Annotated in this window: 22 protein-coding genes; 8 read left to right on the top strand and 14 right to left on the bottom strand. The window is 63.3% G+C overall.

Annotation, left to right across the window (positions count from 1 at the left end):
* Positions 1-108: 108 nt before the first annotated feature.
* From mgrA to FJ943_RS09830, 7 genes are all read right to left on the bottom strand, one after another.
* Entirely contained in the window at positions 109-1155 is a 1047-nt protein-coding gene (mgrA, locus tag FJ943_RS09860; RefSeq protein WP_140721916.1) for an L-glyceraldehyde 3-phosphate reductase, read from the bottom strand.
* Between the two features lie 134 nt (positions 1156-1289).
* Complete coding sequence (locus FJ943_RS09855) at positions 1290-2447, bottom strand: Gfo/Idh/MocA family oxidoreductase (RefSeq protein WP_140721119.1); 1158 nt, start codon at positions 2445-2447, stop codon at positions 1290-1292.
* Between the two features lie 11 nt (positions 2448-2458).
* Entirely contained in the window at positions 2459-3205 is a 747-nt protein-coding gene (locus FJ943_RS09850; RefSeq protein ID WP_015315679.1) for a sugar phosphate isomerase/epimerase, read from the bottom strand.
* A 55-nt stretch (positions 3206-3260) separates the two neighbouring features.
* Positions 3261-4358 carry an ABC transporter ATP-binding protein gene (locus tag FJ943_RS09845; protein ID WP_140619015.1) on the bottom strand — a complete coding sequence of 366 codons (1098 nt, stop codon included), beginning with the start codon at positions 4356-4358 and terminating at the stop codon, positions 3261-3263.
* A gap of 5 nt (positions 4359-4363) precedes the next feature.
* Entirely contained in the window at positions 4364-5299 is a 936-nt protein-coding gene (locus tag FJ943_RS09840; protein WP_140721116.1) for a carbohydrate ABC transporter permease, read from the bottom strand.
* Positions 5292-6185 (bottom strand): sugar ABC transporter permease, encoded by an 894-nt coding sequence (locus FJ943_RS09835; RefSeq protein ID WP_140713179.1) that lies wholly within the window; start codon positions 6183-6185, stop codon positions 5292-5294. The genes FJ943_RS09840 and FJ943_RS09835 overlap by 8 nt, the downstream gene beginning before the upstream one ends.
* 97 nt (positions 6186-6282) lie before the next feature.
* Complete coding sequence (locus FJ943_RS09830) at positions 6283-7521, bottom strand: ABC transporter substrate-binding protein (RefSeq protein WP_015315675.1); 1239 nt, start codon at positions 7519-7521, stop codon at positions 6283-6285.
* Positions 7522-7923: 402 nt separating this feature from the next.
* On the opposite strand from FJ943_RS09830, the gene FJ943_RS09825 reads away from it, so the two are divergent.
* The gene (locus tag FJ943_RS09825; RefSeq protein ID WP_140721113.1) at positions 7924-8973 is read left to right on the top strand and encodes a LacI family transcriptional regulator; all 1050 of its coding nucleotides are present in this window, start codon (positions 7924-7926) and stop codon (positions 8971-8973) included.
* Here the strand turns inward: FJ943_RS09825 and FJ943_RS09820 are convergent.
* A complete protein-coding gene (locus FJ943_RS09820; RefSeq protein WP_140721110.1) occupies positions 8955-9827 on the bottom strand; it encodes an NAD(P)H-dependent oxidoreductase in 873 nt (290 codons plus the stop codon). The two genes, FJ943_RS09825 and FJ943_RS09820, sit on opposite strands and share 19 nt — an antisense overlap.
* A 95-nt stretch (positions 9828-9922) precedes the next feature.
* On the opposite strand from FJ943_RS09820, the gene FJ943_RS09815 reads away from it, so the two are divergent.
* A complete protein-coding gene (locus tag FJ943_RS09815) occupies positions 9923-10855 on the top strand; it encodes a LysR family transcriptional regulator (RefSeq protein ID WP_140618917.1) in 933 nt (310 codons plus the stop codon).
* Between the two features lie 50 nt (positions 10856-10905).
* Here the strand turns inward: FJ943_RS09815 and gndA are convergent, their stop codons facing one another.
* The 6 genes from gndA to FJ943_RS09785 form a co-directional block, all read right to left on the bottom strand.
* Positions 10906-12330 (bottom strand): NADP-dependent phosphogluconate dehydrogenase, encoded by a 1425-nt coding sequence (gene gndA / locus FJ943_RS09810; protein WP_140721107.1) that lies wholly within the window; start codon positions 12328-12330, stop codon positions 10906-10908.
* A 116-nt stretch (positions 12331-12446) separates the two neighbouring features.
* The gene (locus tag FJ943_RS09805) at positions 12447-14081 is read right to left on the bottom strand and encodes a copper resistance CopC/CopD family protein (RefSeq protein ID WP_140721104.1); all 1635 of its coding nucleotides are present in this window, start codon (positions 14079-14081) and stop codon (positions 12447-12449) included.
* Positions 14082-14133: 52 nt separating this feature from the next.
* A complete protein-coding gene (locus tag FJ943_RS09800; protein WP_140721101.1) occupies positions 14134-14652 on the bottom strand; it encodes a YcnI family protein in 519 nt (172 codons plus the stop codon).
* A 37-nt stretch (positions 14653-14689) separates the two neighbouring features.
* Positions 14690-15232, bottom strand: coding sequence for a copper chaperone PCu(A)C (locus FJ943_RS09795; RefSeq protein WP_140721098.1), 543 nt, complete (start codon positions 15230-15232; stop codon positions 14690-14692).
* 94 nt (positions 15233-15326) lie between these two features.
* A complete protein-coding gene (locus FJ943_RS09790) occupies positions 15327-15683 on the bottom strand; it encodes a DUF2946 family protein (RefSeq protein WP_140721095.1) in 357 nt (118 codons plus the stop codon).
* 115 nt (positions 15684-15798) lie between these two features.
* The gene (locus FJ943_RS09785) at positions 15799-16701 is read right to left on the bottom strand and encodes a GntR family transcriptional regulator (protein ID WP_140618928.1); all 903 of its coding nucleotides are present in this window, start codon (positions 16699-16701) and stop codon (positions 15799-15801) included.
* A 206-nt stretch (positions 16702-16907) separates the two neighbouring features.
* On the opposite strand from FJ943_RS09785, the gene FJ943_RS09780 reads away from it, so the two are divergent.
* The 6 genes from FJ943_RS09780 (at position 16908) to FJ943_RS09755 (ending at position 24550) form a co-directional block, all read left to right on the top strand.
* Positions 16908-18413, top strand: coding sequence for an altronate dehydratase family protein (locus FJ943_RS09780; RefSeq protein ID WP_015315665.1), 1506 nt, complete (start codon positions 16908-16910; stop codon positions 18411-18413).
* A 61-nt stretch (positions 18414-18474) separates the two neighbouring features.
* The gene (locus FJ943_RS09775) at positions 18475-19473 is read left to right on the top strand and encodes an aldo/keto reductase (RefSeq protein ID WP_140721092.1); all 999 of its coding nucleotides are present in this window, start codon (positions 18475-18477) and stop codon (positions 19471-19473) included.
* A gap of 336 nt (positions 19474-19809) precedes the next feature.
* The gene (locus FJ943_RS09770) at positions 19810-20802 is read left to right on the top strand and encodes an ABC transporter substrate-binding protein (protein WP_015315663.1); all 993 of its coding nucleotides are present in this window, start codon (positions 19810-19812) and stop codon (positions 20800-20802) included.
* 151 nt (positions 20803-20953) lie between these two features.
* The gene (locus FJ943_RS09765; protein ID WP_140721089.1) at positions 20954-22507 is read left to right on the top strand and encodes a sugar ABC transporter ATP-binding protein; all 1554 of its coding nucleotides are present in this window, start codon (positions 20954-20956) and stop codon (positions 22505-22507) included.
* Positions 22504-23469 carry an ABC transporter permease gene (locus FJ943_RS09760; protein WP_015315661.1) on the top strand — a complete coding sequence of 322 codons (966 nt, stop codon included), beginning with the start codon at positions 22504-22506 and terminating at the stop codon, positions 23467-23469. The genes FJ943_RS09765 and FJ943_RS09760 overlap by 4 nt, the downstream gene beginning before the upstream one ends.
* Before the next feature lie 64 nt (positions 23470-23533).
* A complete protein-coding gene (locus FJ943_RS09755; RefSeq protein WP_140721086.1) occupies positions 23534-24550 on the top strand; it encodes a zinc-binding alcohol dehydrogenase family protein in 1017 nt (338 codons plus the stop codon).
* Positions 24551-24552: the final 2 nt, after the last annotated feature.

The following is a 24552-nucleotide window of genomic DNA, read 5'->3' as shown; positions in this document are numbered from 1 at the left end:
CCACGCGGCGATCAACGCCGCCTCAGGGAGGCCGGCCACGCCCTGACTGGACTTCATCCGCGAAGGCCGGCGCGAGCAATTCCGCCAGCCTTTATTAGCCGGCTTCAGCTATTTCCTCGGCGGGCCTTTGCGTTCGGCGGAAGCAGCCCACAGGTTGATGTCGGACTCGCGCGCGTATGTATCGATTTCGGCCAGTTCGGCGTCGCTGAAGTCGAGCACCTTCAGCGCCCCGACGCAATCCTCGACCTGCTCGGGCCGGCTGGCGCCGATCAGCGCCGAAGTAACCCGGCCCCTGCGCAGCACCCAGGCCAAGGCCATTTGGGCCAGCGTCTGGCCGCGCTTGCCGGCGATCGCGTTGAGCGCCTTGATGTTGGCAATGGTGCGGTCGTTGATGAAAGCTGTCTTGAGCGACTTGCCTTGGGAGGCCCGGCTGCCATCGGGAATGCCGCCGAGATATTTGTCGGTCAGCATGCCTTGCGCCAGCGGCGAGAACACGATGGAGCCGACGCCGAGCCCCTCGAGCGTGTCGAGCAGTCCGTCCTCCTCGACCCAGCGGTTCAGCATCGAATAGCTCGGCTGATGGATGACGCAGGGCGTACCGAGTTGCCTCAATATGTCGGCGGCCTCGCGGGTGCGCTGCGAATTGTAGGACGAGATGCCGGCGTAGAGCGCCTTGCCCGAACGCACCGCCTGGTCGAGCGCACCCATGGTTTCTTCGAGCGGCGTATCGGGATCGAAGCGGTGCGAGTAGAAGATGTCGACATAATCGAGGCCCATTCGCTTCAGGCTCTGGTCGAGGCTCGCCAGCATGTATTTGCGCCCGCCCCATTCGCCGTAGGGGCCGGCCCACATTTCGTAGCCGGCCTTGGTCGAGATGATCAGTTCGTCGCGATAGGCGGCAAAATCAGTACGCAGTATCTCGCCGAAAGCCGTCTCGGCCGAGCCGGGCGGCGGCCCATAATTGTTGGCGAGGTCGAAATGGGTGATGCCAAGATCGAAGGCCTTTCGCACGATCGCCTGCTTGGTCCGATGCGGCGTGTCGTCGCCGAAATTGTGCCACAGCCCGAGCGAGATCGCCGGCAGCTTGAGGCCGGACCGACCGCAGCGGTTGTAGATCATTTTCTCGTAGCGGTTTTCAGCGGCGATATAGGGCATGGGGAAATCCTCGAATTTGAACGGACAGGGCACCGTCATCGCAGAGGCGATGAGCATGCCCGGACCCCATCCTTTACCCCCTCCCCGGAGGAACGGGGAGAGGGGTAAGGCAAAATTATCGATAATCCATGCGACTACGTCTTCTTGGCCAGCAGCTCCTTGGCATGCTTGACGCCAAGCGCGGCCGGACGCTCGCAAGTGGTCTGCATGGCGACGAACTTGCCGGTTTCGCCGGAGCGCAGGAGGCCGGTCATGACATCGACGGCATGCAGCGCGAGTTCCATCGAGCAGCGGTGCGGCCGCCCTTCGGCGATCGCCAGCGCCATGTCGGCCAGGCCCGCCGTGCGGTAATTGGCCATCATGCCTTGGCCATGCATCTCATTGGGAACGCCAAGCGGATGCTTCCATTTCGGCAGCTTCTTGACCGGCTTGCCTTCTTCGGTGAAGCGCACGTCGCCGCCGAAGAAGTTCGGATCCGGCACGAACACCGTCCCGCCCTCGCCATAGAGTTCCATCGGCGCGTGGCCGTGAGCCCACACATCCCAGCTGGTGTTCAGCGTCACCACGGCGCCGTTCTCGAATTCCAGCAGGCCATGGATGGTGGTCGGCGTGTTGACCGGGATTTTTTCGCCCGCGCGCGGCTTTGAGCTGATGGTCCGTTCCTTGGCCGGGGTCGTCGCGAAGGCCGCCACCTGCTTCACCGGCCCGATCAGCTGGATCAGATTGGTGATGTAGTACGGTCCGATGTCCAGCACTGGTCCCGCCCCGGGCTGGAAGAAGAAGTCGGGATTGGGGTGCCAATGCTCCATGCCGTGGCCCATGACGTGGCAAGTGCCGCTGGTGATCTTGCCAAGCTTCCCCTCGTCGATCAGTTCGCGCACCAGCTGGTGCGCGCCGCCGAGGAACGTGTCCGGCGCCGAGCCTATGCGCAGCCCCCTCTTCTGGGCCCGCGCCTTGAGGTCCTGACCCTCCTTGAGCGACAGCACGAACGGCTTTTCGGAATAGACATGCTTGCCGGCATCGAGCACCTGCTTCGAGACTTCGTAATGCACGGCCGGAATGGTCAGGTTGACGATGATGTCGATATCGTCGGCCTTGAGCAGATCCTCGACGGTCTCGGCGCGCAGCTTGAATTCCTTCGCCCGCGCCCTGGCCGCGTCCATGTTGATGTCGGCGCAGGCGCGCATCTCGATGCCGCGAAACAACGGCGCCAGCGAAAAATACGCCTTCGAGATGTTGCCGCAGCCGATGACGCCAACACCCAATTTCCCAGTACCCAGCTTCTTTGCCATGGTGGTTGTTCCTAGTAGCTCTTGACGGTTGCGATCGAGCGGCGGGCGAAGCGCTCGATGTCGTTGGGATTGTCCTGTTCCATGACAAAGTATTTCGCCGCGCTCTTGGCCCGCAGCACCTTGATCAGGCCGGCCCAATCGATCGTGCCGTGGCCGACATCCGACCAGCCATCCTCATCCAGCCCCTCGCCCGCCTTCGCCATGTCCTTGACATGGACGGCGACGATGCGCTGGCCCTGCTTTTCGATCCAGGGCAGCGGGTCGGAGCCGCCGCGCACTACCCAGGCGACGTCCATTTCCCAGCCTATATTGGGCGCGGACGACAGGATATGGTCCTGCGGCACCGAGCCGTCGGCGAGTGTCTTGAACTCGAAATCATGGTTGTGCCAGGCGAAGCCATAGCCGGCCTTCGAGGCGACCTCGCCGACCTTGGCCAGGCGCTCGCCAAAGGCGCGCCAGCCGGCGGCGTCGGATGGCCTGTCCTCGGCCATCAGATAGGGACAGATCAAAAGCTTGACGCCGAGCGTTTCGGCGATCCGGCGCACACCGTCGAAATCATTCTCCAGCGCATCGATGGAAAAATGCCCGGTCGGCATGGCAAGGCCGTTCTTGTCGAGCTCGGCGCGGAAGGCCTTGGGATCGTCATAGACGCCGCCGAACCCTTCGACCTCGGCATAGCCGAGCTTGCCGAGCATTTCGAGCACATCGGTCCAGGGCAAGAAATTGCGGGCGCTGTAAAGTTGGAATGACCAGTTCATCGTCTTTGTCCGTTCTGCTTGGGGATTGTCCTTGGGAGGATGGTTTTCTTGGGAGCTACATGCGGTTGCCGGATGGAGTATCGAACAGCGAGGCGCGGGCAGGATCAAAGCCGATCCTGATCGGGTCGCCATTGCGCAGCGTTTTTTCCGCCTCGACACGGAAGGAAAAAATGCGGCCGCCGAGCTTCGTCCACACCAGCGTATCGGAGCCCATCGGCTCGACGATCTCGACGGCGGCATCGGTGGCGAAGGGCATGGAATTCGCGGCCTCGCCAAAGGCAACGTGCTCGGGGCGAATCCCGAACACGCAAGGCCCGCTCTTGTTGCCGGCGCCATCGAAGCCATAGCGCTCGAGCGGTATGGTCAAATCCCCGGTCTTGAACACCGCCGTCGTGCCGGTCTCCAGCTGCCCCTCGACGAAATTCATCGCAGGCGAACCGAGGAAGCCGGCGACAAACCGGTTGACCGGGCGGTTGTAGATGGTCTGCGGCGCGTCGAGCTGCTGGATGACGCCGCCCTTCATCACCGCGATGCGGTCGGCCAGGGTCATCGCCTCGATCTGGTCGTGGGTGACATAGATCATCGTGTTCTGCAGCTTGCGGTGCAGAAGCTTGATCTCGACGCGCAGCTCTGAACGCAGCTTGGCATCGAGATTGGACAGCGGTTCGTCGAACAGGAAGACGTCGACATCGCGCACCAGCGCCCGTCCGATCGCCACGCGCTGGCGCTGGCCGCCGGAAAGGGCCGCCGGCTTGCGCTGCAGCAACGGCTCGATCTGCAGGATCTCGGCGGCGCGCGCGATGCGCTTGGCGATCTCGTCCTTGGCGATGCCGGCGACACGCAGCCCGAAGGACAGGTTCTTCTCCACCGTCATTTGCGGATAGAGCGCATAGGACTGAAAGACCATGCCGATGCCGCGGTCCTTGGGCTCTTCCCAGGTGACGTTCTTGCCCTTGATGAAGATGCGGCCTTCCGAAATGTCGAGCAGGCCGGCGATGCAGTTGAGCAAGGTCGACTTGCCGCAGCCGGAGGGTCCGAGCAGCACGATGAACTCGCCTTCGGCGACATCGAGATTGAGCGTCTGCAGCACCGAGACCGCGCCGAAGTTCAGCGACAGGTCTTGGATCGAAACGCTGGTGCCGTTCGCCGCCATCGCCATTACCCTTTCACCGCGCCGGCGGCGATGCCGCGCACGAACAATTTGCCGGAAATGAAATAGACGATCAGCGGCACCAACCCGGTCAGGATGGTGGCGGCCATGTTGACGTTGTATTCCTTCACGCCTTGCACCGAATTGACGATGTTGTTGAGCTGCACCGTCATCGGATAGGTGTCGGGACGGGTGTAGACGACGCCGAACAGGAAGTCGTTCCAGATGCCGGTCACCTGCAGGATGACGGCGACGACGAAGATCGGCAGTGACATCGGCAGCATGATGCGCAGGTAGATGCCCCAGAAGCCGGCGCCATCGACGCGCGCCGCCCGGAACAGTTCCTCCGGCATGGAGGTGAAATAATTGCGGAACAGAAGCGTCAGGATCGGCATGCCGAAAATGGAATGCACGATCACCAGGCCGGTAAGGCTGCCATAGAGGCCGATCTCGCGCAGGATGATGACGATGGGATAGATCATCACCTGGTAGGGAATGAAGGCGCCGACGATCAGGATGATAAAGAAGGTGTCGGCGCCCTTGAAGCGCCAGTTGGCCAGCGCGTAGCCGTTCACCGAGGCGATGGCGATCGACAGGATCACCGAGGGAACGGTGATGCGCACCGAATTCCAGAACCCGCGCGAAAGCCCGTCGCAATTGAGGCCGGTGCAGGCCTGCGACCACGCCTTGACCCAGGGCTCGAAGGTGATCTCGAGCGGCGGCGAGAAAATGTTGCCGAGGCGGATCTCCGGCATGCCCTTCAGCGAGGTGACGACCATCACATAGAGCGGCAGGAGATAGTAGAGCGCCACCACGATGAGCGTGCCGTACAGGAAAATGTTACGGCGCGAGAACATGTGCCGCGGCTTTGGTCCGCTCGGGCCGGAGGCGCCAGCCCGGAGGTTTGACGACGTGGCGGACAAGGAGACGGCATGATCAGACACGCTTGCGGCCTCCGAATTCGAGATAGGCCCACGGCACGATGACGATCATCACCGACAGCAGCATCATGGTCGAGGCGGCAAAGCCCTGGCCGAGATTCTGGGCGAAGAACATGTAGTCATAGACGTATTTGGCCGGCACTTCGGAGGCGATGCCCGGCCCGCCGCTGGTCTGCGCGACGACGAGGTCATAGACCTTGACGATGCCGGACGCGATGATCACCAGCGTGGTGATGAACACCGGCCGCATCATCGGGATGATGATGAACAGATAAGTCTTCCACATGGGAATCCCGTCCACCCGTGCGGCCTTCCAGATGTCCTCGTCGATGCCGCGCAGGCCCGCCAGCATCAGGCACATGATCAGCCCCGTGCCTTGCCAAAGCGCCGCGATCGATATGCCGTAGATGACGATGCTGGAATTGTAGAGCGGATTGAAATCGAAGCTGGTCCAGCCAAGGCTTCGTACCACGCCCTGGACGCCGAAATCCGGATTGAGCAGCCATTGCCAGACAAGGCCGGTGACGATGAAGGAGAGCGCGAAGGGGTAGAGGAAGATGGTGCGGAACGTGTCCTCGAAACGGATCTTCTGGTCGAGCAGGGCCGCCAGCAGAAAACCGATCACCAGCGAGAACACCAGTGAGATCACACCGTAGATCAAGAGGTTCTCGATCGAAATCAGCCAGCGCGGCGTCGCCCACAGCCGGTAATACTGGTCGAACCCGACGAAATTCAGCCGCGGCAGCAGCTTCGAATTGGTGAAGGAATAGAGCACCGTCCACGCGGTGCCGCCGACAAAGACCACCATTGCGGTGAGGATCATCGGGATGGAAGCGACCTTCGCGTTGAGATTGCGGAAGAGTTGGCTCGGGCGTTCGCTCTTGCTCATCGGTACAGCCGTGCTGGATCGGATAAGGGCGGAAAGTCAGCACGCCTTGGCTCCCGGCCCTGTCTGGCAAGGTCGGGAGCGGACGGCTCGTCGGTCGTCAATCAGCCGAAGCGATGATGTCGGCGAAGCGCTTCTGCGCCTCTTCGAGGCTCATGTCGGGCTTGGCGAAGAACTCCGAGAACAGGTCCTCCTTCTGCTTCTGGCTGTCCTGCGAGAGCAGCTGGTCCGTCCATGGGATGACCGCGCCCTTGGCCAGGATAGCGAGGCCTTTCTTCATGCAGTCATTGGCCGCGTTGAGATCGACGTCGCCGCGCACCGGCAGCGAGCCCTTCTTGAGATTGAAGGCGACCTGGGTCTTGGGATCGAGCAGCGTCTCGGCCAGCACCTCCTGCGCCTTGGCCTTGTCGGCGTCCTTGAGCAGCGGAAAATAGAAGGCGTCGCCCCCTGTAGCGATGACCTCGTTCAGGCCGAGGCCGGGAAGGCAGGTGTAATCCTTGCCGGCGGTCTTGCCGGCGACCTGGAACTCGCCCTGCGCCCAGTCACCCATGATCTGGCCGCCGGCCTTACCGGTGATGACCATGTTGGTGGCCTGGTTCCAGTCCTGCACATTCGTGTTCTTGGCCATCTTGCGCGCATCGTCGGCCGCTTTGAACACCTTGGCGACTTCAGGACCGGCTGCGAACTTGGCGTCCTTGTCCTTGTAGACCTTGAGGAAGGTGTCGGTTCCGCCGACCGCGGCAAGCAGCACGTCGAAGGCGCCCGATGCCTGCCAGGCCTGCCCACCGACCGCGAGCGGCACGATGCCTGCCTTCTCCAGCGCCGGAGCGGCGGCCACATACTCGTTCCAGTTCTTCGGCACCGGCACGCCGGCCTTCTCGAACGCCGCGTTCGACAGCCACAGCCACTGCCAGGAATGGATGTTGACCGGCACGCAATAGATCTTGCCGTCGATGGTGCAAGAATCGAGCAGGCTCTTGGGCCGTACCACTTCCGTCCACTTGCCCTTGGTGGCGACATCGGTGAGATCGCGCATCAGGCCAGCCTGAACCAGCTCTTCCGCTTGCCTGCCGTGATTGAACTGCGTGGCCCCCATCGGATCGCCGCCGGTGATGCGGCTGATCATGATCGGCCGCGCCGTGCCGCCGGATCCGGCGATGGCGCCGTCGACCCAGTGATTGCCGGTGGCGTCGAATGCCTTGGCGAGTTCGGCGACCGCCGCCGCCTCGCCGCCGGAGGTCCACCAATGGGTGACTTCCAGATCGGTCGCGGCCGCCGGCCCGGCAAAGTTGAGAGCAACCGTCGCGGCAAAGGCAGCGGTCAGGAATTTGTATCGCATTTCGGCTTCCTCCCAGAAATCTGAAACGTTACAGATTTTCGATACGGCAATTGAAGACCATACGCAACCCCTTCCGGCAGAATGTCACTTTGACATTTTTCGAGCTGCGAACAAAATCATCTCGCTGCCGCGGCATTGTGCGACGCAATATGCAAAACTGCACCGCTCTCTAGGTAAGAGCAGCAAGAAACTTGCCAAGAGCACGCTTCCCTCTGAATCCTAACGTTTTTTCGGCCTGCGGTTGACGGCGTCTTTTTGCGTCCGCCCGCGCCCGTTTACACCGATCGTGACAAACTGTAACGTTTCAGTATACTGCTTCCACTGCAGGTGACGCGCCATGGGGAGCGGCCGCAACATTGCCGGGCTGCCCGGCGGCTGCTATGCGCCTGATGGGCGGGACGGATGGACAAACAGCGCATGGCCAGGGATGACGGGGCGACGGCACAGGAGCGGCCGACGCTGAAGACGCTTGCCTTCATGACCGGGCTCGGCGTCACCACCGTCTCGCGGGCCTTGAAGGACGCGCCCGAGATCGGCGCCGAGACCAGACGCCGAGTCCAGCTCGTGGCCAAGCAGATCGGCTATCGGCCGAACCGCGCCGGGGTGCGCCTCAGGACCGGCAAGACCAATGTCATCAGCCTCGTGCTCAACACTGAGCACGAACTCATGAGCTTTGTCTCCGACATCATCTATGGCGTCACGGAAGTCATCGCCGACACGCCCTACCACCTGATCGTGACACCCTATTCGCGCTCGCAGGATCCGCTGGATCCGGTGCGCTATCTCGTGGAGACCGGCTCCGCCGACGGCGTCATCATTTCACGCACGCAGCCGAACGACCCCCGCGCCCGCTACATGCTGGAGCGCGGCATTCCCTTCGCGACCCACGGCCGCACCGATATGGGGCTCGTGCATCCCTATCATGATTTCGACAATTACGCCTTCGCGGCCGAGGCGGTGCGCCATCTGGCCGGCCTAGGCCGCCGCCGGCTCGCTTTGGTGACGCCGCCGGTGGGTTTGAGCTACTACCGCCACACGGTCGACGGCTTTGCCGATGCGCTGAGCGAAGTCGGCGCCAGCGAGCTGCCGTTCAACACCGTTTCGATCGACCATTCGATCGAACAGATCAGGACGAGGACCGCGCAGCTGATGCGGCGCGACATCAGGCCGGACGGCATCGTCAGCAGCGCCGCCGCCGCGACCCTCGCCATCGTCGCCGGCATCGAGGACGCCGGCCTCAAGCTCGGCCGCGACGTCGACGTGGTGTCGAAGCAGTCGTCGGAACTGCTGCATCTGTTCAGGCATGAATTGCTGGTCGTGAACGAAGACTTCCGCCTGGCCGGGTCCGAACTCGCCCGCTCGGTGCTCGGCTGGATCGGCGGCGCCGCGCCCGGCTCGCTGCAGAGCCTGAGCGAACCGAAGGGCGTCGTGGCCTATCGGCGCTCTGACTGAGCGTCTGCCCGGATCTGATCGGGCAAGTCCACATGCATCCCGTCAAACCAGGAACCGTTCTGGTCGGTAGCCCCGCGGTTCACATGAAGTCCGAAGCCGGCTGCTCCCGGATCGCCTAGTTCGGCACGAAGCCGCATGCTCGGGATCAGATAATCGCCACCATTCTGCCGCCGGTAGGGAATAGGCGCAGTGGTCGCCAGTGTCCGCATCCGTTCGCGCAGGCGCTCGGCGACAAGCTCGAAGCCAGCTGCATCGAGACGGTCCGCGCTGTAGATCACGAACGGCGGAAGCACGTCGTACCCCGGATAATAGAGGATTCCGTGATTGATCGGGAACAGCAGGTCGTCGATCGGTCCGTTGACGCCGCGCGGGGAATAATGATCCTCCCAACCGCCGGCTGTCACAATCAGCATCGCTCGCTTGCCCGCGAGTGTGCCCTCGCCGTACCGGTCACCCCATCGCTTGTCGCTATGTTCGCCGACGCCATAGGCGAAGCCGTAGGCGAAGACCCGATCGACCCAGCCTTTCAAAATCGCCGGCATGGTGAACCACCACAGCGGAAACTGCAGGATCAGCGCATCGGCCCAAAGCAGCTTCTCGATCTCGGTCTTGACGTCTCCGGTCAGCGCATTGGATTCGTATGCTTGTTTGGAGGCAGCCACCGGCACCAGCCGCGCGCCTGGCGAAAGCTCGGGGAAGTCAGCACGGTCGACCTCCGATTTCCAACCGTCCGCATAGAGGTCGGACACCCGAACCTCGTGGCCTTGAGCTGTGAGTTCCTTGACGGCGACGTCACGCAGCGTGCCGTTGAGCGACCGTGGCTCGGGATGGGCAAAGACAAGTAGGACTTTCATGATTCGTCGATCCTCTGTTGGAAACATTGACCCTGAGATAGCCAACAGCCGCATCATCCGCTACATGTCGAGAATGCATAATATTCTGCCGATTAATGGATAAATCAGCTGTCACGCTCGAGCGCATGCGCACCTTTGTGCGCGTTGCTGAACGAGGCAGTCTGTCGGCGGTCGCGCGTGAACTCGGGATCGGCCAGTCGACAGTCACGCGCCATTTGAGGGAACTGGAGGAGGCCGTCGGCGTCGCCCTGCTCAGCAGGACCACCCGGCGTGTCACGATGACCGATGAGGGCAGCCGCTATTATGCAGACAGCGTGCAGATCCTGCGCCTTGTCGAACAGGCGGGCGACGAGGTTCGCGGCACGCGCGCGGCGCCCGCGGGCACGATCCGGCTCTCCTGCACCGCCGCCATTGGGGTGCTGCATGTCAGCCGGCTTATCTTCGCGTTTCAGGACCGCTATCGCGACATCGGCGTCGATCTCAGCCTCACCGACGAACGCATCGACCTCGTCATGGAAGGCGTCGACATCGCGCTTCGTCTCGGCCCGCTCACCGACAGTTCCATGAAATTGCGAGCGCTCGGCCAATCCCGGCGACTGCTCGTGGGGGCGCCCGACTATCTCGCTGAACGCGGCAGGCCTGAAGGTCCCGGGGACCTGGCCGATCACGAAGGTATCCGGATGTCAAACGTTGCCGGCAGCGACACCCTTGTGCTGCAAGGACCAGACGGCAACCGCCATACAGTGCCGTTTGCAGGGCGCCTCCGGGTCGACCACGGGCTTGCCGCACGCGAAGCCCTGCTCGCCGGGCGCGGCATTGCGCCCGCCCACCAATGGCTTGTCGGCGATCTCCTGGCGTCCGGCCGGCTTGAAGCGATTCTGCCGGACTATGCGCTGCCTTCGGTTCCGCTCAGCATGCTGATCGTCCCCGAACGGGCGGGCATCGCCCGGGTCCGGCTGCTGGTCGATTTTCTTGCCCAACAGATCGGCGGCATCCCCGGGATCGAGAAGCCGCATGTGGAGCGATAAGTATTCCGGCACGGCAGCCAAGCTAAGCCGGATGTCTCCATGAGCGTGATCTAGCCAGCCGCGCCGCTGCCCCACGGTCCGTGGAACGCGCCCTGCTCGCCGATGCGCTCGAAACCATGCGCCCCGAAGAAGTCGCGCTGCGCCTGGATCAGGTTCGAGGTGCCGCGGCCCTGGCGGTAGCTGTCGAAATAGGCAAGAGCCGAAGACAGTGCAGGCACCGGCGCGCCGGCTTCGGAAGCCCTCGCCACGACGCGCCGCAGCGACGGATGCGCCTCCTGCATCAGGCTGATGAAGGCAGGCGCCATCAACAGGTTGGTGGAAGCGCCACCACTGAAAGCCTCGGCCATCGTGTCGAGCATCTGCGAGCGGATGATGCAGCCGGCGCGCCAGATCTTGGCGATGGTCGGCATCGGCAGGTTCCAGTTGAACTCCTTCGAAGCGCCGCTCATCACCGCGAAGCCCTGCGCGTAGGCGGCGATCTTGCCGGCGAACAGCGCCAGTTCGAGGTCTTTCAGCAGCGCGTCCTTGTCGCCGGAAATCCTGGCCACGCCGATATTGCCATAGGCCTTTTCCGCCGCCTGCCGCTCGTCCTTGATCGACGACAGCACGCGCGCCGCCACCGCCGCTTCGATCGCGGTCGCCGGAATGCCGAGCTGCTGCGCCTCGATGACGGACCATTTGCCAGTGCCCTTCTGGCCGGCGCGGTCGAGGATGATGTCGACCATCGGCTTGCCGGTCTTCGGATCGTCGGCGGCGAGCACCTTGGCGGTGATCTCGATCAGGTAGGAATTGAGCCGGCCCTTGTTCCAGTTGGAAAATACCGTGGCGATCTCCTTCGGCCCCATGCCGAGGCCGTCACGCAGGATGCCATAGATTTCGGCGATCATCTGCATGTCGGCATATTCGATGCCGTTATGGATGGTCTTGACGAAATGCCCGGCGCCGTCGGTGCCGAGCCATGCGGCGCAAGGTTCGTCCTTGAACTTGGCGGAGATCGCGGTCAGCACCTTCTCGACGCGCTTCCAGGAGTCTTCCGTGCCGCCGACCATGATCGAGGGTCCGTGGCGCGCGCCCTCCTCGCCGCCGGAGACACCCATGCCGATGAAGGTCAAACCCGAGCCAGAGAGCTCGGAGAAGCGCCGCATCGTATCGCGGAAATTGGCATTGCCGGCATCGATGACGATATCGTTGTCGGACAGCACGCCACGCAGCGCTTCGATCTGCTCGTCGACCGGCTTGCCGGCCAGCACCATGATGATGATCGGACGCGGCGGCCGGATCGCGGCGGTGAGTTCCTCCAGGCTGTAGCAGGGGACGACCATGTCCCTGAGCGCACCGGAATTCTCGACGAAAGCGTCGGTGCGTGCCCTTGTGCGGTTGAAGACGGCGATGCGGTGCCCGTGCTCGGCGATGTTCAGCGCCAGGTTGGAGCCCATAGTGCCAAGGCCGATCAGCCCGATTTCGGCTTTTTCCATCGTTTCTTCCCTGCTTTCGGATCTGGTGTTTTCGAGCTTGCGCTCATTGTTGCTTGAATGATTGACGGCCCTTCAGGCCCGCGTCAACCGCCTCGCCCAATTGTGTGGCTGGGACGTTACGGTCTGATGTCGACCGGCGCCTCGATCTTCACCATCTCGAAGTCCGAGACCAGGATGTCTATGCGCACCATCCAGCGGCCGGGTACCGGGATGATGAGGTTGTCGACACGCCAGCTGCCGTCGCCGGGCCTGGTCGCCGCGCGCTTCAGCGGTTCGATGCCGGAATCGGGCTTCGACAGCACCAGCGTCACCTCCTTGGCGTCGAGCGGTCCGAAATCGCCGGTCATGATGATCATCGAGGCGACCACCGGCCCCGCATGGCCTGGCGTGATGCTGAGATCGGCCATCGCCTGCAGCGCGTGGATGTGGACCGAAACCGGCTGCGCCGCCGCGATCGCCAGTGCTCGTGGCGGCGGCGTGAAGCGCCAGCCCGCGGCGACCCCGAAGATCGCCAGCACGATCAGCACTTCGACGCCGACCGAGCGGGTGAGCCTGCGTTGCACCTCGGTCGCTCCCGCCTCGGCCGAAGCAGTGAGCTTCCAGCGATTGACGGCAGCGAGCGTGAACAGGAAGACCAGCAACGCGAGCTTGACCAGCAGCAGCCGGCCATAGGCTGTGTCGGCCAGCGCCGAGGGTATCTGCACCTGGATCACGGCCAACACGATGCCTGCCGCGGCAAGCAAGGCCACCACAGGCAGGATTGCCCATGAGAAGTGGTGCAGGAATTCGACGGCGCCCGCCGCTTGACGCTTCAGCGCGAGACCGAGCGGCACCAAGGCGCCGGCCCAGAAAGCGATGCCGACGCCATGCACGAAGACCAGCGGCCGTGTCAGCCATTGCGGCTCGGCCGCACTGGCATGGCCGCTGGCGGCGAGTGCGACGCCGACGCCAGCCAGTCCGGCAAGGGCAAGCGGCCTGGCGGCCGCGCGCGGTCCGGCCAGCGACAGCAGGCCAAGTCCCAAGGCGACCAGGGCGATCAGCACCGTCCAGCCGAAGCTGGTGCCGAGCCCGGTGCGCCAGATCACCGGCTGCGCCAGATGGGAGAGCGGCGCCCCCAGCGCATCGAGACCCTGAAAGCCCAGCGACAAGGGTGCCGCCACCAGCCCGCACAAGATCGCGGCCGCGACAAAGCGCTGGCCGGCACGGCCAGCCCCGGCCAGCCAGGCAAAGGCGAACGCGCCGCCAATGCCGAGGAAAAGGCCTATGTAGAGAAAAACCTTGCCGATCCAGATCGCCGACCGCAGTGGCCAGTCAATCGCCTCGGAGACGGCCGGCGGCTCGCTTGGCGCGCCGATGGAAAACAGCAGCGAGCCGCCGACCGGATGGCCGTCGGCGGAAATGACACGCCAGCTCAGCACATGCGTGCCGGATTTGAGCGCCCGCGGATTGTCGATCTCGACCGTCTGGTCGCCGAGACGGAAGTCGGTCAGCGGAACCGGGGTGCCGTCGGGCATCATCAACGTCAGCACCAACGGCGAGACCGGCTCGCTGAAGGTCAGCGAGAACCGCGCTGGCGCCTGCGCCAGCACCGCACCGTCGGCCGGATCGGTCTTGATCAGCGCCGCATGGGCAAGGGCCTGGCTTGTCGAGGCCATGACGATGAGCGCCATGGCCGCGGCGAGCAGCCCGCCGGCAATCCAGCCGACGAGCTTGCTGTTCGTATCGACTATCCAGGAAGGTATTGCGATCATGCCATGCCATGGGGATGCGGCGCTCCGACAGGCAGAGCGCCAGGGAGAAAAGCTATTTCTTCGGCGTGAGCTTGATGCCGGGCGCCGGGTTCTCCAGCGCGTCCTCATCCTGTCCGGCCGCCGGAATCTCGATCCAGCGGGCGGCGGCATCGCCGCATTCCTGCACCACCGGGAAGTACAGCTTCTGGCCGGCGGGCAGGTCGGCCGTCAGCGTCGCCCGGAAGATGAACTCATCGTAGAATTCATCCGGCAGATTGCCGCCGCTCCAGTCGACTTCCTTGACCCCATCGGCAACCGCCTGACCATAGAGCTGGTAGGATTTCTCGTACTTGCCCTTCTTGGTCTGCAGCGTCCAGCCCGACTTGGGCATCGGCTTCACCGCGATCACCCCTTCCGGGATCTGCACGCGCACCGCCGTCGTGGCCTTGCCGTCGCAACCGTGCGGCACGCGCAGCACAGCCTTGTAGGTCGAGCCGACTGCCGCCTCCTGGGTCTCGAGCGTGATGTGCGCGAAGGCGGCATTTGTCCCCAGCACGAGAAACGCGCCGGCCGCCAAAAGATATTTGTTCATGATGGTCCCTCAGATTCAAAATTGGTGATTGGCGCGATCAATTGGCGTGGTCGTCCATGCCGCCCATTTCGCCCATCCCTTCAACGGCGAACTCGACATTGACCGTGCCGGCCTTCTCGAAGGTCAGCGTGGCGGCGAATTTTTCACCCTGCTTGGGTTGCCGCTTCAGGCCGATGAACATCAGGTGGTAGCCACCGGGCGCCAGCGCGACCTTGCCGCCTGCCGGGACTTCCAGGCCACCATCCACTGGCCGCATGGTCATGACGCCGTCCTTGACGCCCATTTGATGCAGCTCGGCCTTTTCCGAGACGTCGGAGGAAATCGACAGCAGCCGGTCCGGTGTACTGCCCTTGTTGACGATGGTGAAATAGCCGCCGGCCACCTTGGCGCCGGCTGGCGTGGCGCGCGACCAGGGGTGTTCGATTTCGAGATCGCCGACCTTGAATTCATGCGCCAGGACGGCCTGGGCGCCCAGGAAGACAAGCGCGAGGGCCAACGCGGCAATGCCGAAATCGGCTTTGAAGCGGGACAGGGTGCGGCCGAACACAGTGCCCGCCGATATACGGAAAGAATGGGACATGGTTGCTCCACGACGTGATGATCGCGCCGTCGCCGGTCGCGAATGCTTGATCTTGGATGAGTACGCTCGCGAAAGGTTCCGCAAGCAAGCAGGCTCAAGCCGCCAGTGGCGGCGCGCGCGGGTTCGATGGGGAGCGTTCGCGGGCGAAGTCGAGATGCGTGGTCGCCGGGAAGACGAAGGCGACGGTCTCGAAGGAAAGGGACGCAAGTGCAAGCCTGGCATCGGCCGGCGGCGCATAGGCCGGCGAAAACATGCTGCAGCCGAGTGTGCAGCAGGCCGGCGGATGGGACGGGTGCTGGTCGCCGCCGGGAAGCTGTGTGGCGCCATCGTGGGTACAGATGACGTTGCCGAAGGCATCGAGCTGCGCGGTATCAGGCCCGATGCTGAAGGCGAACGCACCAAGTGTCGACTGGAGCAACAGCAGACAGGCCGCGACAAGCGCGACCGGCATGCTCCAGCGTCTCTCCCGGCGGTTCACCATTTGCCTCTTCAAATCGATGACTATCCCTACCACGGCAGCCAGAGGTCGAAAATCGTCAATTCCATGCTGCGGCAACACGGCAGGATCAGTTCTTTTGGGATGGCCGGCTTTCCGGGATGGAGGTCAGCAATGTCTGGCGGGCCGACTTCAGGTGCTTGCGGCAGGCGGCATCGACCTTGCCGAGATCGCGCGACTTGAGCGCCTCGATATAGGCAAGATGCTCGCCGATCGCGACTTCGTTGCGCTCGCGTTCCTGTGCCTTGTTCCACTGGTAGTGGTAGTGGAAGATCATGGCGATGACGTCGTAGAAATCGACGATGAAGCGGTTGCGTGAGGCGCGATGAATGAGCCGGTGCAAGCGCTCGTCCAGCTCCGAGAACTCATTGAAACGCGTCGCGATCTCGCGTGCCAGAACGCGGTGTTCCCCTTCCAGCCGATCGAGATCGCCCCATACCGGACTGTCCTGCGGCAGCGCCGTGAAGGCGGCGGCCGAGCGCAATTCGAACATTTCGCGGATCTCGGTCAGTTCCAGCGCGAAGGCCCGCGTGAAGCCTTTCAGCACCCAATGGCTGTTGCGGCGTTTTTCGATCAGGCCGAAGCGGGAGAAGCGGATCAGGAACTCGCGTACGCTGGTGGTGCCGACGCCGATCTCGCGCGCCAGTTCGAGCTCGTTGATCTGCATGCCGGCCTCGGCGCCGCCGGCCAGCAGCCTGCGCATGAACGACCGTTCGATGATCTCGGCCAGCGTGTCGGTCTCTTCCTCGGGAAAGAAATCATCCGCACGTGGATCGCGCAGCACCGTCTTGGCGCGCTTGTTCCAGGCGATCAACCCGGTTTCTTCCATGCGCGCCAGGATGCTGCGCACGGTCGTGCGGCTGACTCCCAGCAAGGCGCCAAGTTCCGGTTCCGAGGGCAGGCTGCGCGTCTCATCGAGCAGCCTCAGACAACGGTTATAGGCGTCCTTGTAGACGTTGTTGCTCTTCGACATCCCCTGACCCGTTGCACGCCAGCGCTTGCGGCGGCCGGCTTGAAGCGCAATATGACGTTCCATCGTCTGCAGCGCCACCACTTACCCAGGGCGGAACCGCCGTGAAAAAACAATTGACGCAAAACTGTTTTTTCACGATAAAAGACATTAACTCTTAACAGGCGCGTGTCAATCCGCGCATCCCAGGATCACCCAGGAAACCGCCCGTGAACGTCTCGAATACCATTCTTCTGTCCCCCGCCGACAATGTCGCCGTTGCCAATGGGCGCATCGAGATCGGCACCGCGCTGCCGGGTGGCGCGCTCGCTGCCACCGTCATCGAGCCCGGCCACAAGGTGGCGATCAAGCCGATTGCCGCGGGTGAAGCCGTGGTCAAATACGCTCAGGCGATCGGTCGCGCCACGCAGGACATCGCGCCCGGCGAGCATGTCCATTCGCACAATCTGGTCTTCGAGGCCGGCCGCCTCCCCGTGGTGCCGCCAAGCGAGGCCGAGCATGCGACGGAAGCGGACCGCGCCCGGACATTCATGGGCTATCGCCGCGCCGACGGCCGCGCCGGCACGCGCAACTTCATCGGCATCATCGCCAGCGTCAATTGCTCGGCCACCGTCTGCCATTCGATCGCCGACACCGCCAACCGGACCCTTTTGCCGAAATATCCCGGGATCGATGGCTTCGTGCCCATCGTCCATGGCCAGGGCTGCGGCATGAGCGGCACCGGCGACGGCATGATGGTGCTGCACCGCACGCTGGCCGGCTATGCCCGCCACCCGAATTTCGGCGGCGTGCTGATGGTCGGGCTCGGCTGCGAGGTCAACCAGCTCACGCTTTACGGCCAGAAGGGTGCCGCCGCCGGCAAGCGCCACTTCAACATCCAGGATGCCGGCGGGTCGCGCAAATCGGTCGAAAAGGCGATGGGCGTGCTGGCCGAGATCGCCGAGGAAGTCGGTCAGTTGAAGCGCGAGCCGATCCCCGTCAGCGAGATCGTCGTCGGCCTGCAATGCGGCGGCTCCGATGGCATGTCGGGTATCACCGCCAATCCGGCGCTGGGTGCGGCCGTCGACATCCTCGCTGGCGTCGGCGGCATCGGCATCCTCTCCGAGACGACGGAAATCTATGGCGCCGAGCACCTGCTCGCCTATCGCGCCGCAAGCCCCGAGGTCGCCAAGAAGCTCGATGGCTACGTGAAATGGTGGGAGGATCACGTCGCCAAGCATGGCGCCTCGATCGACAACAATCCGTCGCCCGGCAACAAGCGCGGCGGCCTAACCACCATCCTGGAAAAGTCGCTGGGCGCGGTCGCCAAGGGCGGCCAGACGCCGCTTAACGGCGTCTTCGGCTACGCCGAGAAGGTCACCGGCAATGGGCTGGTGTTCATGGATACGCCCGGCTACGACCCGGTCTCTGCCACCGGTCAGGTCGCGGGCGGCGCCAATGTCATCGTCTTCACCACCGGCCGCGGCTCCTGCTTCGGCTGCCGGCCGACCCCCTCGATCAAGGTCGCCACCAACTCGACCATGTATCACCAGATGGAAGAGGACATGGACGTCAATTGCGGCGTCATTGCCTCCGGCGAAAAGACCATCGCCGGCATGGGCCGGGAGATCTTCGAACTGATCGTCGAGACGGCTTCGGGCCGCAAGACCAAGAGCGAGGATTTTGGCTACGGGGACAACGAATTCGTGCCCTGGCATCTCGGCGCGACGCTCTGATTTCGATTGATGTCTGATAGACTGCCCGGCCGGACAAGTGGCCGGGATAGGGAGGTTGCGCATGGAAAAACGCCGCATCGGCCAGACCGCGTTGGAGGTCACCGAAGTCAGTTTCGGCGGCGCCGCGATCGGCGGCCTCTACCGGGCGTGTTCGCGCGAAGCGGCAATGGAAACGCTGCAGGGTGCCTGGGAGGCGGGCCTGCGCTATTTCGACACCGCGCCCTTCTACGGTTTCGGCCTGTCGGAACGGCGCTTCGGCGATTTCCTGCGCTACAAGCCACGTGATTCCTATGTGCTGTCGACTAAGGTCGGCCGCCTGCTTCACCCGGTGCCCGAAGATCAGGTGCCAGACCACTCCTATGTCGATCCGCTGCCCTTCGCGCTGGACTACGACTATTCCTATGACGGCATCATGCGCTCGGTCGAGTTCAGCTATGCGCGCCTTGGGCTAAACAGGATAGACATCCTGTTTGTCCACGATATCGGCGTTTACACGCATGGTGTCGAGAAAACCAAATTGCACTTTCGCCAGTTGATGGACGGCGGCCTCAAGGCGCTCGAGGAGCTGAAGCGGGCCGGCACGATTTCCGCCTACGGGCTCGGCGTCAATGAAGTCCAGATCTGCCTCGACGTGATGCGCCGCGCGCCGCTCGACTGCATCCTGCTCGCCAGCCGCTATTCCTTGCTCGACCGCAGCGCGGAAGCCGAATTGCTGCCGCTGTGCCGGGCGCAACGGACCTCGCTTGTCATTGGCGGGGTTTTCAACTCAGGCATATTGGCGACCGGGCCGGTGCAAGGGGCGCATTTCGACTACCAGCCCGCCAGCCGCGATGTTCTCGACCGTGTCGACGCCATGGAGAAGATCGCCGCTGAAGGTGGCTACCCGCTGCCCGCCGCCGCGTTCCAGTTTCCTTTGCACGAACCCGCGGTCGCCACTGTGCTGACCGGTACCGCAAAATTGGCAAACCTGACGCGCAACCTCGAACTGCTCGATATCGACGTGCCGGAGACGGGCTATGCCAGGTATCGTCCCTACACGGTGGTGCAGGAACTGCATTGAAGCGCATCGTCGCGATGTGCACGGGCGCGCGACCCGCCTTCACGATGTCGCGATCCAGAGAAGAATGAACATTCCATGTTGACTGATCTATGGAATTAATATTCCATACCTTCACAGAACGGAAACGGGAGCGCCTGACCGCGACAAGGGAGAGCCGCCGCTGGGGGAGTCATTGTCGGGCAGTTGGAAGAACTGGCTGAAACACCGCTTGCATCGGCTGGATCGATGCACTATCAAAACGGTGCAACTGTTTTTTATTGATAAAGTTCTGTTTGGGCCACGCCTATCCGGACGGAGCTTCCGTTAACGTTCACCGGGCGACTTAGGGAGGATCCTATGAAATTCGTGACCAGCATTCTCAACCGCCGCGCCGTCATGGCCCTGGCGGCAGCATCGATGCTCACCGGCGTCATGCATACCGCACCGGTTTCGGCGGCGGATGTGACCATCCCGATCATCGTCAAGGACACCACGTCCTTCTACTGGCAGATCGTTCTGGCCGGCGCCCGCAAGGCCGGCAAGGATCTCGGCATCAACGTGCCGGAACTCGGCGCCCAGGCCGAGACCGACGTCAATGGCCAGGTCTCGATCCTCGAGAACGCCGTCGCCAGCAACCCGGCCGCGATCGTGATCGCGCCCACCGAGTTCAAGGCGCTGGGCAAGCCGATCGATGAAGCAGCCGCCAAGGTCAAGGTCATCGGCATCGACTCCGGCGCCGACTCCAAGGCCTTCACCTCGTTCCTGACCACCGACAACGTGCAGGGCGGACGCGTCGCCGCGGACGGCCTTGCCGCCGCCATCGGCGCCGCCAATGGCGGCAAGATCGAGGGCGACGTCGCCCTGATCACCAACGCTCCCGGCGCCGGCTCGCTCGAACAGCGCAAGCAGGGCTTCACCGAGCAGCTCAAGGCAAAATATCCCGGCCTGAAGCTGGTCGCCGACAAATACGCCGACGGCCAGGCCACCACCGGCCTCAACATCGCCACCGACCTGATCACCGCCAATCCGAACCTCAAGGGCATCTTCGCCTCCAACCTGATCATGGCGCAGGGCGTCGGCCAGGCCGTCGCCGAGAACAACCTTGGCGGCAAGCTGGCGCTGGTCGGCTTCGACAGCGACGAGAAGCTGATCAAGTTCCTCAACGACGGCGTCATTTCCGCCCTCGTCGTCCAGGATCCCTACCGGATGGGCTATGACGGCATCAAGACCGCGCTCGCCGCCTCGAAGGGCGAAAAGGTCGAGGCCAATGTCGACACCGGCGCCAATCTGGTGACCAAGGCCAATATGAAGGACCCCAAGATCGACGCGCTGCTCAATCCCAAGCTCTAAGCAGCCGGCGTTCAAAACCGCTTCCGGGGCCAGAGGCCCCGGAAGCATCCGCCGCCAAAGCGGCTTGGCGATCAGCCCGTTTGGCCTTCGCCTGAAAGACGACCGCAGCCTCGCCGAATGCCAACCGCGAGGCCAATCTGGGAGGATTGTCATGACGCCGACGGCGCAGGAACTGCATCCGGCCCCCGTGCTGGAACCCGGCAGGACCATCCTCGAACTGCGCGGGCTGGAAAAACGCTACCCCGGCACCCATGCGCTGAAGCCGGTCAATCTCGCCTTCAAGTCAGGCGAAATCCACGCCATCGTCGGCGAGAACGGCGCCGGCAAATCGACCCTCATCAAACTCCTGACCGGCGTCATGCCGCGCACCTCTGGCGAGGTCCTCTGGGAAGGCCAGCCGGCAGCCCTGGCGACGCCGCATGAAGCGATGGCGCTCGGCATCAATGCCGTGCACCAGGAAGTCGTGCTGTGCCGTCACCTGACGGTCGCCGCCAACATGTTCCTTGGCGAGGAAAATTCCCGTCTCGGCATCCTGCAGCAGCGCGCCATGGTCAGGGAAGCGCAGACGATCATCGACGATCTCGGCTTCGACCTGCCGGCGCATGTCGTGCTGGGTGATCTCACCATCGGCCAGCAACAGCTGATCGCCGCTGCCCGCGCCACGGTGCGGGGCACCAAATTCCTGATCTTCGACGAACCCACGGCCTACCTCACCCGCAAGGAGGCCGACCAGCTTTTCACGCTGATCCGGCGCCTGAAGGGTGAAGGCGTGACGATCATCTACATTAGCCATCGCATGGAGGAAGTCTTCGAACTCGCCGACCGGGTTTCCGTGCTGCGCGACGGCACGCTGGTCGGCACACGCAACATCGCCGAGACCAACGATGCCGAGCTGGTCAAGATGATGATCAACCGCTCGATCGAACAGGTCTACCACAAGGAGCATTTCACGCCGGGCGCTCCGATCGTCGAAACAAGGAACCTGTCGGGCAAAGGCTTCGAGAACATCTCGATGACGGTGCGTGCCGGTGAGATCGTCGGCCTCTACGGACTGATCGGCGCCGGCCGCAGCGAGTTCGTCACCTCGCTCTATGGACGTCACAAGAAGTCGGCCGGCCAGATCCTGTGGGAAGGCAAGGACGTCCAGATCAACTCCGAGCACGACGCGATCAAGCTCGGCATGGCACTGGCGCCGGAAAGCCGCCGCGACCAAGGCCTTTGCCTCAATTTACCGGTTGGCCTCAACCTCAATTTGCCGATCTACAAGCGCATCTCCAGCAATCTGTTGATCTCGAATGCGAAAGAGAAGGCCGAGGCCGACCGTCAGATCGCCGGCCTGAGGATCAAGACGCCGACGCGCGGGGCGCTGGCGTCGAGCCTTTCGGGTGGCAACCAGCAGAAGATCGTCATCGGCAAATGGCTGGCGCACGGCGCCAAGCTGTTCATCTTCGACGAACCGACGGTCGGCGTCGATGTCGGCACCAAGGCGGAGATCTATCGCCTGTTCGGCGAGCTGTTGTCGAAGGGGGCCGGCATCATCCTGATCTCGTCCTATTTGCCGGAGGTCTACGAACTGGCCGACACGCTGCACGTGTTCCGGCGCGGCAAGCTGGTGGCCACGCACGGGTTCCACACCGCCAGTCACGAGGACATTCTCACGCAGGCGCTCGCCGAGAAACAAGAAAAACTGGGAGGACAGACATGAGCATCGAGGCGATCCCCGCCGAAAAACCGAAGCGCAACTACAACGTCCTGTTCGGGCTGACGCTGCTGGCGCTGCTGGTGCTGCTCTGGATCGTCCTGTCCCTGGCGACGCCAAGCTTCGCTTCGGGCAACAACATCGCCAATCTTCTGCGGCAGGGCTCGATGATCGCCATCATGGCGGTCGGCCAGACCTTCGTCATCATCACCGGCGGCATCGATCTGTCGGTCGGCGCGGTGGTCGGCTTCGCCACCGTCGTCGTCGCCATGCTGATCAATGCCGGCGTTCCGATCGCGGTCGCCATCCTGATCACCTTGCTCGTCGGTGTCGCCATCGGCCTTTTCCATGGCTTCGGCATCGTCAAGATGGGCTTGCCGCCCTTCATCATCACGCTGGCGACGCTGACCTCGCTGCGCGGCATCGGCCTTTTGATGACCAACGGCAACTCGATCAACATCAACAGCGACAGCTTTACCGCCTTCTCGCGCAATTCCTTTATCGGCATTCCCAATTTGTTCTGGATGGTGATCCTGGTGGGTGTGCCCGCCTATGTCTTCCTGCATCACAGCCGTTGGGGCCGCTACCTCTTTTCGGTCGGCTCCAACGCCGAGGCCTCGCGCCTGTCCGGCGTCAATGTCCAGCGCACCATCTACATGGCTTATACGCTGTCCGGCCTGTGCGCGGCCTTCGTCGGCGTGCTGCTCGCCGCCCGCATCGGCATCGGCAACCCGACCCAGGCCGAGGGCTGGGAACTGCAGGCGATCGCCTCTTCGGTCATCGGCGGCACCTCGCTGTTCGGCGCGGTCGGCTCGGTGCACGGGCCGCTGCTTGGCGCCTTCATCCTGGCCACCATCAACAACGGCGCCAACCTGCTCAACGTCAACTCGTTCTGGCAGCGCATCATCACCGGCGCGCTGATCATCATCATCGTCTACTTCGACGGACTGCGCCGCCGCGGCAAATGACGCATTCCAATCGATCGCCGGCTTGGCGCGGGCCGGCGATTTCTTGAACAGACTGGATCAAAGCATGAAAGCCGTCGTCTGCCGCTCGCCCGGCGACCTTGCTGTCGAAGACCACCCGGCTCCCGGCGCCCCACCTCCCGGCTGGGCTCTGGTGGCGGTCAGCCATGTTGGCATCTGTGGCACCGACTACCATATCTTCGAGGGCAAGCACCCGTTCCTCGTCTATCCCCGCATCATGGGCCATGAGGTCTCCGGCACCGTGATCGAGCGGGGCGAAGGCGTCGACCTCGCCCTTGGCGAACCGGTGATCATCAACCCCTACCTTTCCTGCGGCAAATGCATCGCCTGCCGGCACGGCAAGCCCAATTGCTGTGTCAGGATCGAAGTGCTCGGCGTGCACCGCGACGGCGCGATGTGCGAACAGATCCTGGTGCCGGCTAAGAATCTCTATCCCACCAACGGCCTGTCGCTCGCCGACGCCGCCGCCGTCGAATTCCTGGCCATCGGGGCGCATGCCGTCCGGCGCGCCCGGGCCGAGCCTGGCGCCCGCACCCTGGTCATCGGCGCCGGCCCGATCGGGCTCGGCACCGCCATCTTCGCCCGCATTGCCGGGTTGGATGTGACACTTCTCGATATGAGCACCGAAAGACTGGTCTTCGCGGCGAGTGAACTCGGCTTTTCGAGTCTCGACGGCTCGCAAGGACCCGTGTCCGATCTGGTGCGTGATGCGACCGACGGCGAAGGCTTCGACGTGGTCTTCGACGCCACCGGCAACACGCGATCGGTTCAATCGGCCTTTGCCCACGTCGCGCATGGCGGAGCGCTGGTGCTGGTCAGCGTCGTCAAGGACGATATTGTTTTTTCCGATCCCGAGTTCCACAAGCGAGAAATGACATTGATCGGCAGCCGCAATGCGTTGCGCGCCGACTTCGACCATGTCGCGGCCTCGATCCGCAATGGTGCCGTGCCGTTGGCCAAGCTTGTCACCCACCGCACCACGCTGGCCGATACGCCAGGAGATCTCGCACGCTGGGCGCATGAAAAGTCGGGCCTGATCAAGGCCGTGATCGAGATCGGATAGCC

This window comes from Mesorhizobium sp. B2-3-10, assembly GCF_006442275.1.
Lineage (GTDB): Bacteria > Pseudomonadota > Alphaproteobacteria > Rhizobiales > Rhizobiaceae > Mesorhizobium > Mesorhizobium australicum.
The sequence above is the reverse complement of the archived record's forward strand: the minus strand, read 5'-3'. Positions and strand labels throughout refer to the sequence as shown.

Coding starts and splice junctions, on each gene's coding strand:
- FJ943_RS09775 (WP_140721092.1), top strand. CDS start 18,475: ATGGAAAAACGCCGCATCGGCCAGACCGCGTTGGAGGTCACCGAAGTC.
- FJ943_RS09805 (WP_140721104.1), bottom strand. CDS start 14,081: ATGATCGCAATACCTTCCTGGATAGTCGATACGAACAGCAAGCTCGTC.
- FJ943_RS09845 (WP_140619015.1), bottom strand. CDS start 4,358: ATGGCGGCGAACGGCACCAGCGTTTCGATCCAAGACCTGTCGCTGAAC.
- FJ943_RS09820 (WP_140721110.1), bottom strand. CDS start 9,827: ATGAAAGTCCTACTTGTCTTTGCCCATCCCGAGCCACGGTCGCTCAAC.
- FJ943_RS09785 (WP_140618928.1), bottom strand. CDS start 16,701: ATGTCGAAGAGCAACAACGTCTACAAGGACGCCTATAACCGTTGTCTG.
- FJ943_RS09855 (WP_140721119.1), bottom strand. CDS start 2,447: ATGGCAAAGAAGCTGGGTACTGGGAAATTGGGTGTTGGCGTCATCGGC.
- FJ943_RS09795 (WP_140721098.1), bottom strand. CDS start 15,232: ATGTCCCATTCTTTCCGTATATCGGCGGGCACTGTGTTCGGCCGCACC.
- FJ943_RS09800 (WP_140721101.1), bottom strand. CDS start 14,652: ATGAACAAATATCTTTTGGCGGCCGGCGCGTTTCTCGTGCTGGGGACA.
- FJ943_RS09830 (WP_015315675.1), bottom strand. CDS start 7,521: ATGCGATACAAATTCCTGACCGCTGCCTTTGCCGCGACGGTTGCTCTC.
- FJ943_RS09825 (WP_140721113.1), top strand. CDS start 7,924: ATGGACAAACAGCGCATGGCCAGGGATGACGGGGCGACGGCACAGGAG.
- FJ943_RS09815 (WP_140618917.1), top strand. CDS start 9,923: ATGGATAAATCAGCTGTCACGCTCGAGCGCATGCGCACCTTTGTGCGC.
- FJ943_RS09850 (WP_015315679.1), bottom strand. CDS start 3,205: ATGAACTGGTCATTCCAACTTTACAGCGCCCGCAATTTCTTGCCCTGG.
- gndA (WP_140721107.1), bottom strand. CDS start 12,330: ATGGAAAAAGCCGAAATCGGGCTGATCGGCCTTGGCACTATGGGCTCC.
- FJ943_RS09760 (WP_015315661.1), top strand. CDS start 22,504: ATGAGCATCGAGGCGATCCCCGCCGAAAAACCGAAGCGCAACTACAAC.
- FJ943_RS09790 (WP_140721095.1), bottom strand. CDS start 15,683: ATGCCGGTCGCGCTTGTCGCGGCCTGTCTGCTGTTGCTCCAGTCGACA.
- FJ943_RS09835 (WP_140713179.1), bottom strand. CDS start 6,185: ATGAGCAAGAGCGAACGCCCGAGCCAACTCTTCCGCAATCTCAACGCG.
- FJ943_RS09770 (WP_015315663.1), top strand. CDS start 19,810: ATGAAATTCGTGACCAGCATTCTCAACCGCCGCGCCGTCATGGCCCTG.
- mgrA (WP_140721916.1), bottom strand. CDS start 1,155: ATGCCCTATATCGCCGCTGAAAACCGCTACGAGAAAATGATCTACAAC.
- FJ943_RS09765 (WP_140721089.1), top strand. CDS start 20,954: ATGACGCCGACGGCGCAGGAACTGCATCCGGCCCCCGTGCTGGAACCC.
- FJ943_RS09755 (WP_140721086.1), top strand. CDS start 23,534: ATGAAAGCCGTCGTCTGCCGCTCGCCCGGCGACCTTGCTGTCGAAGAC.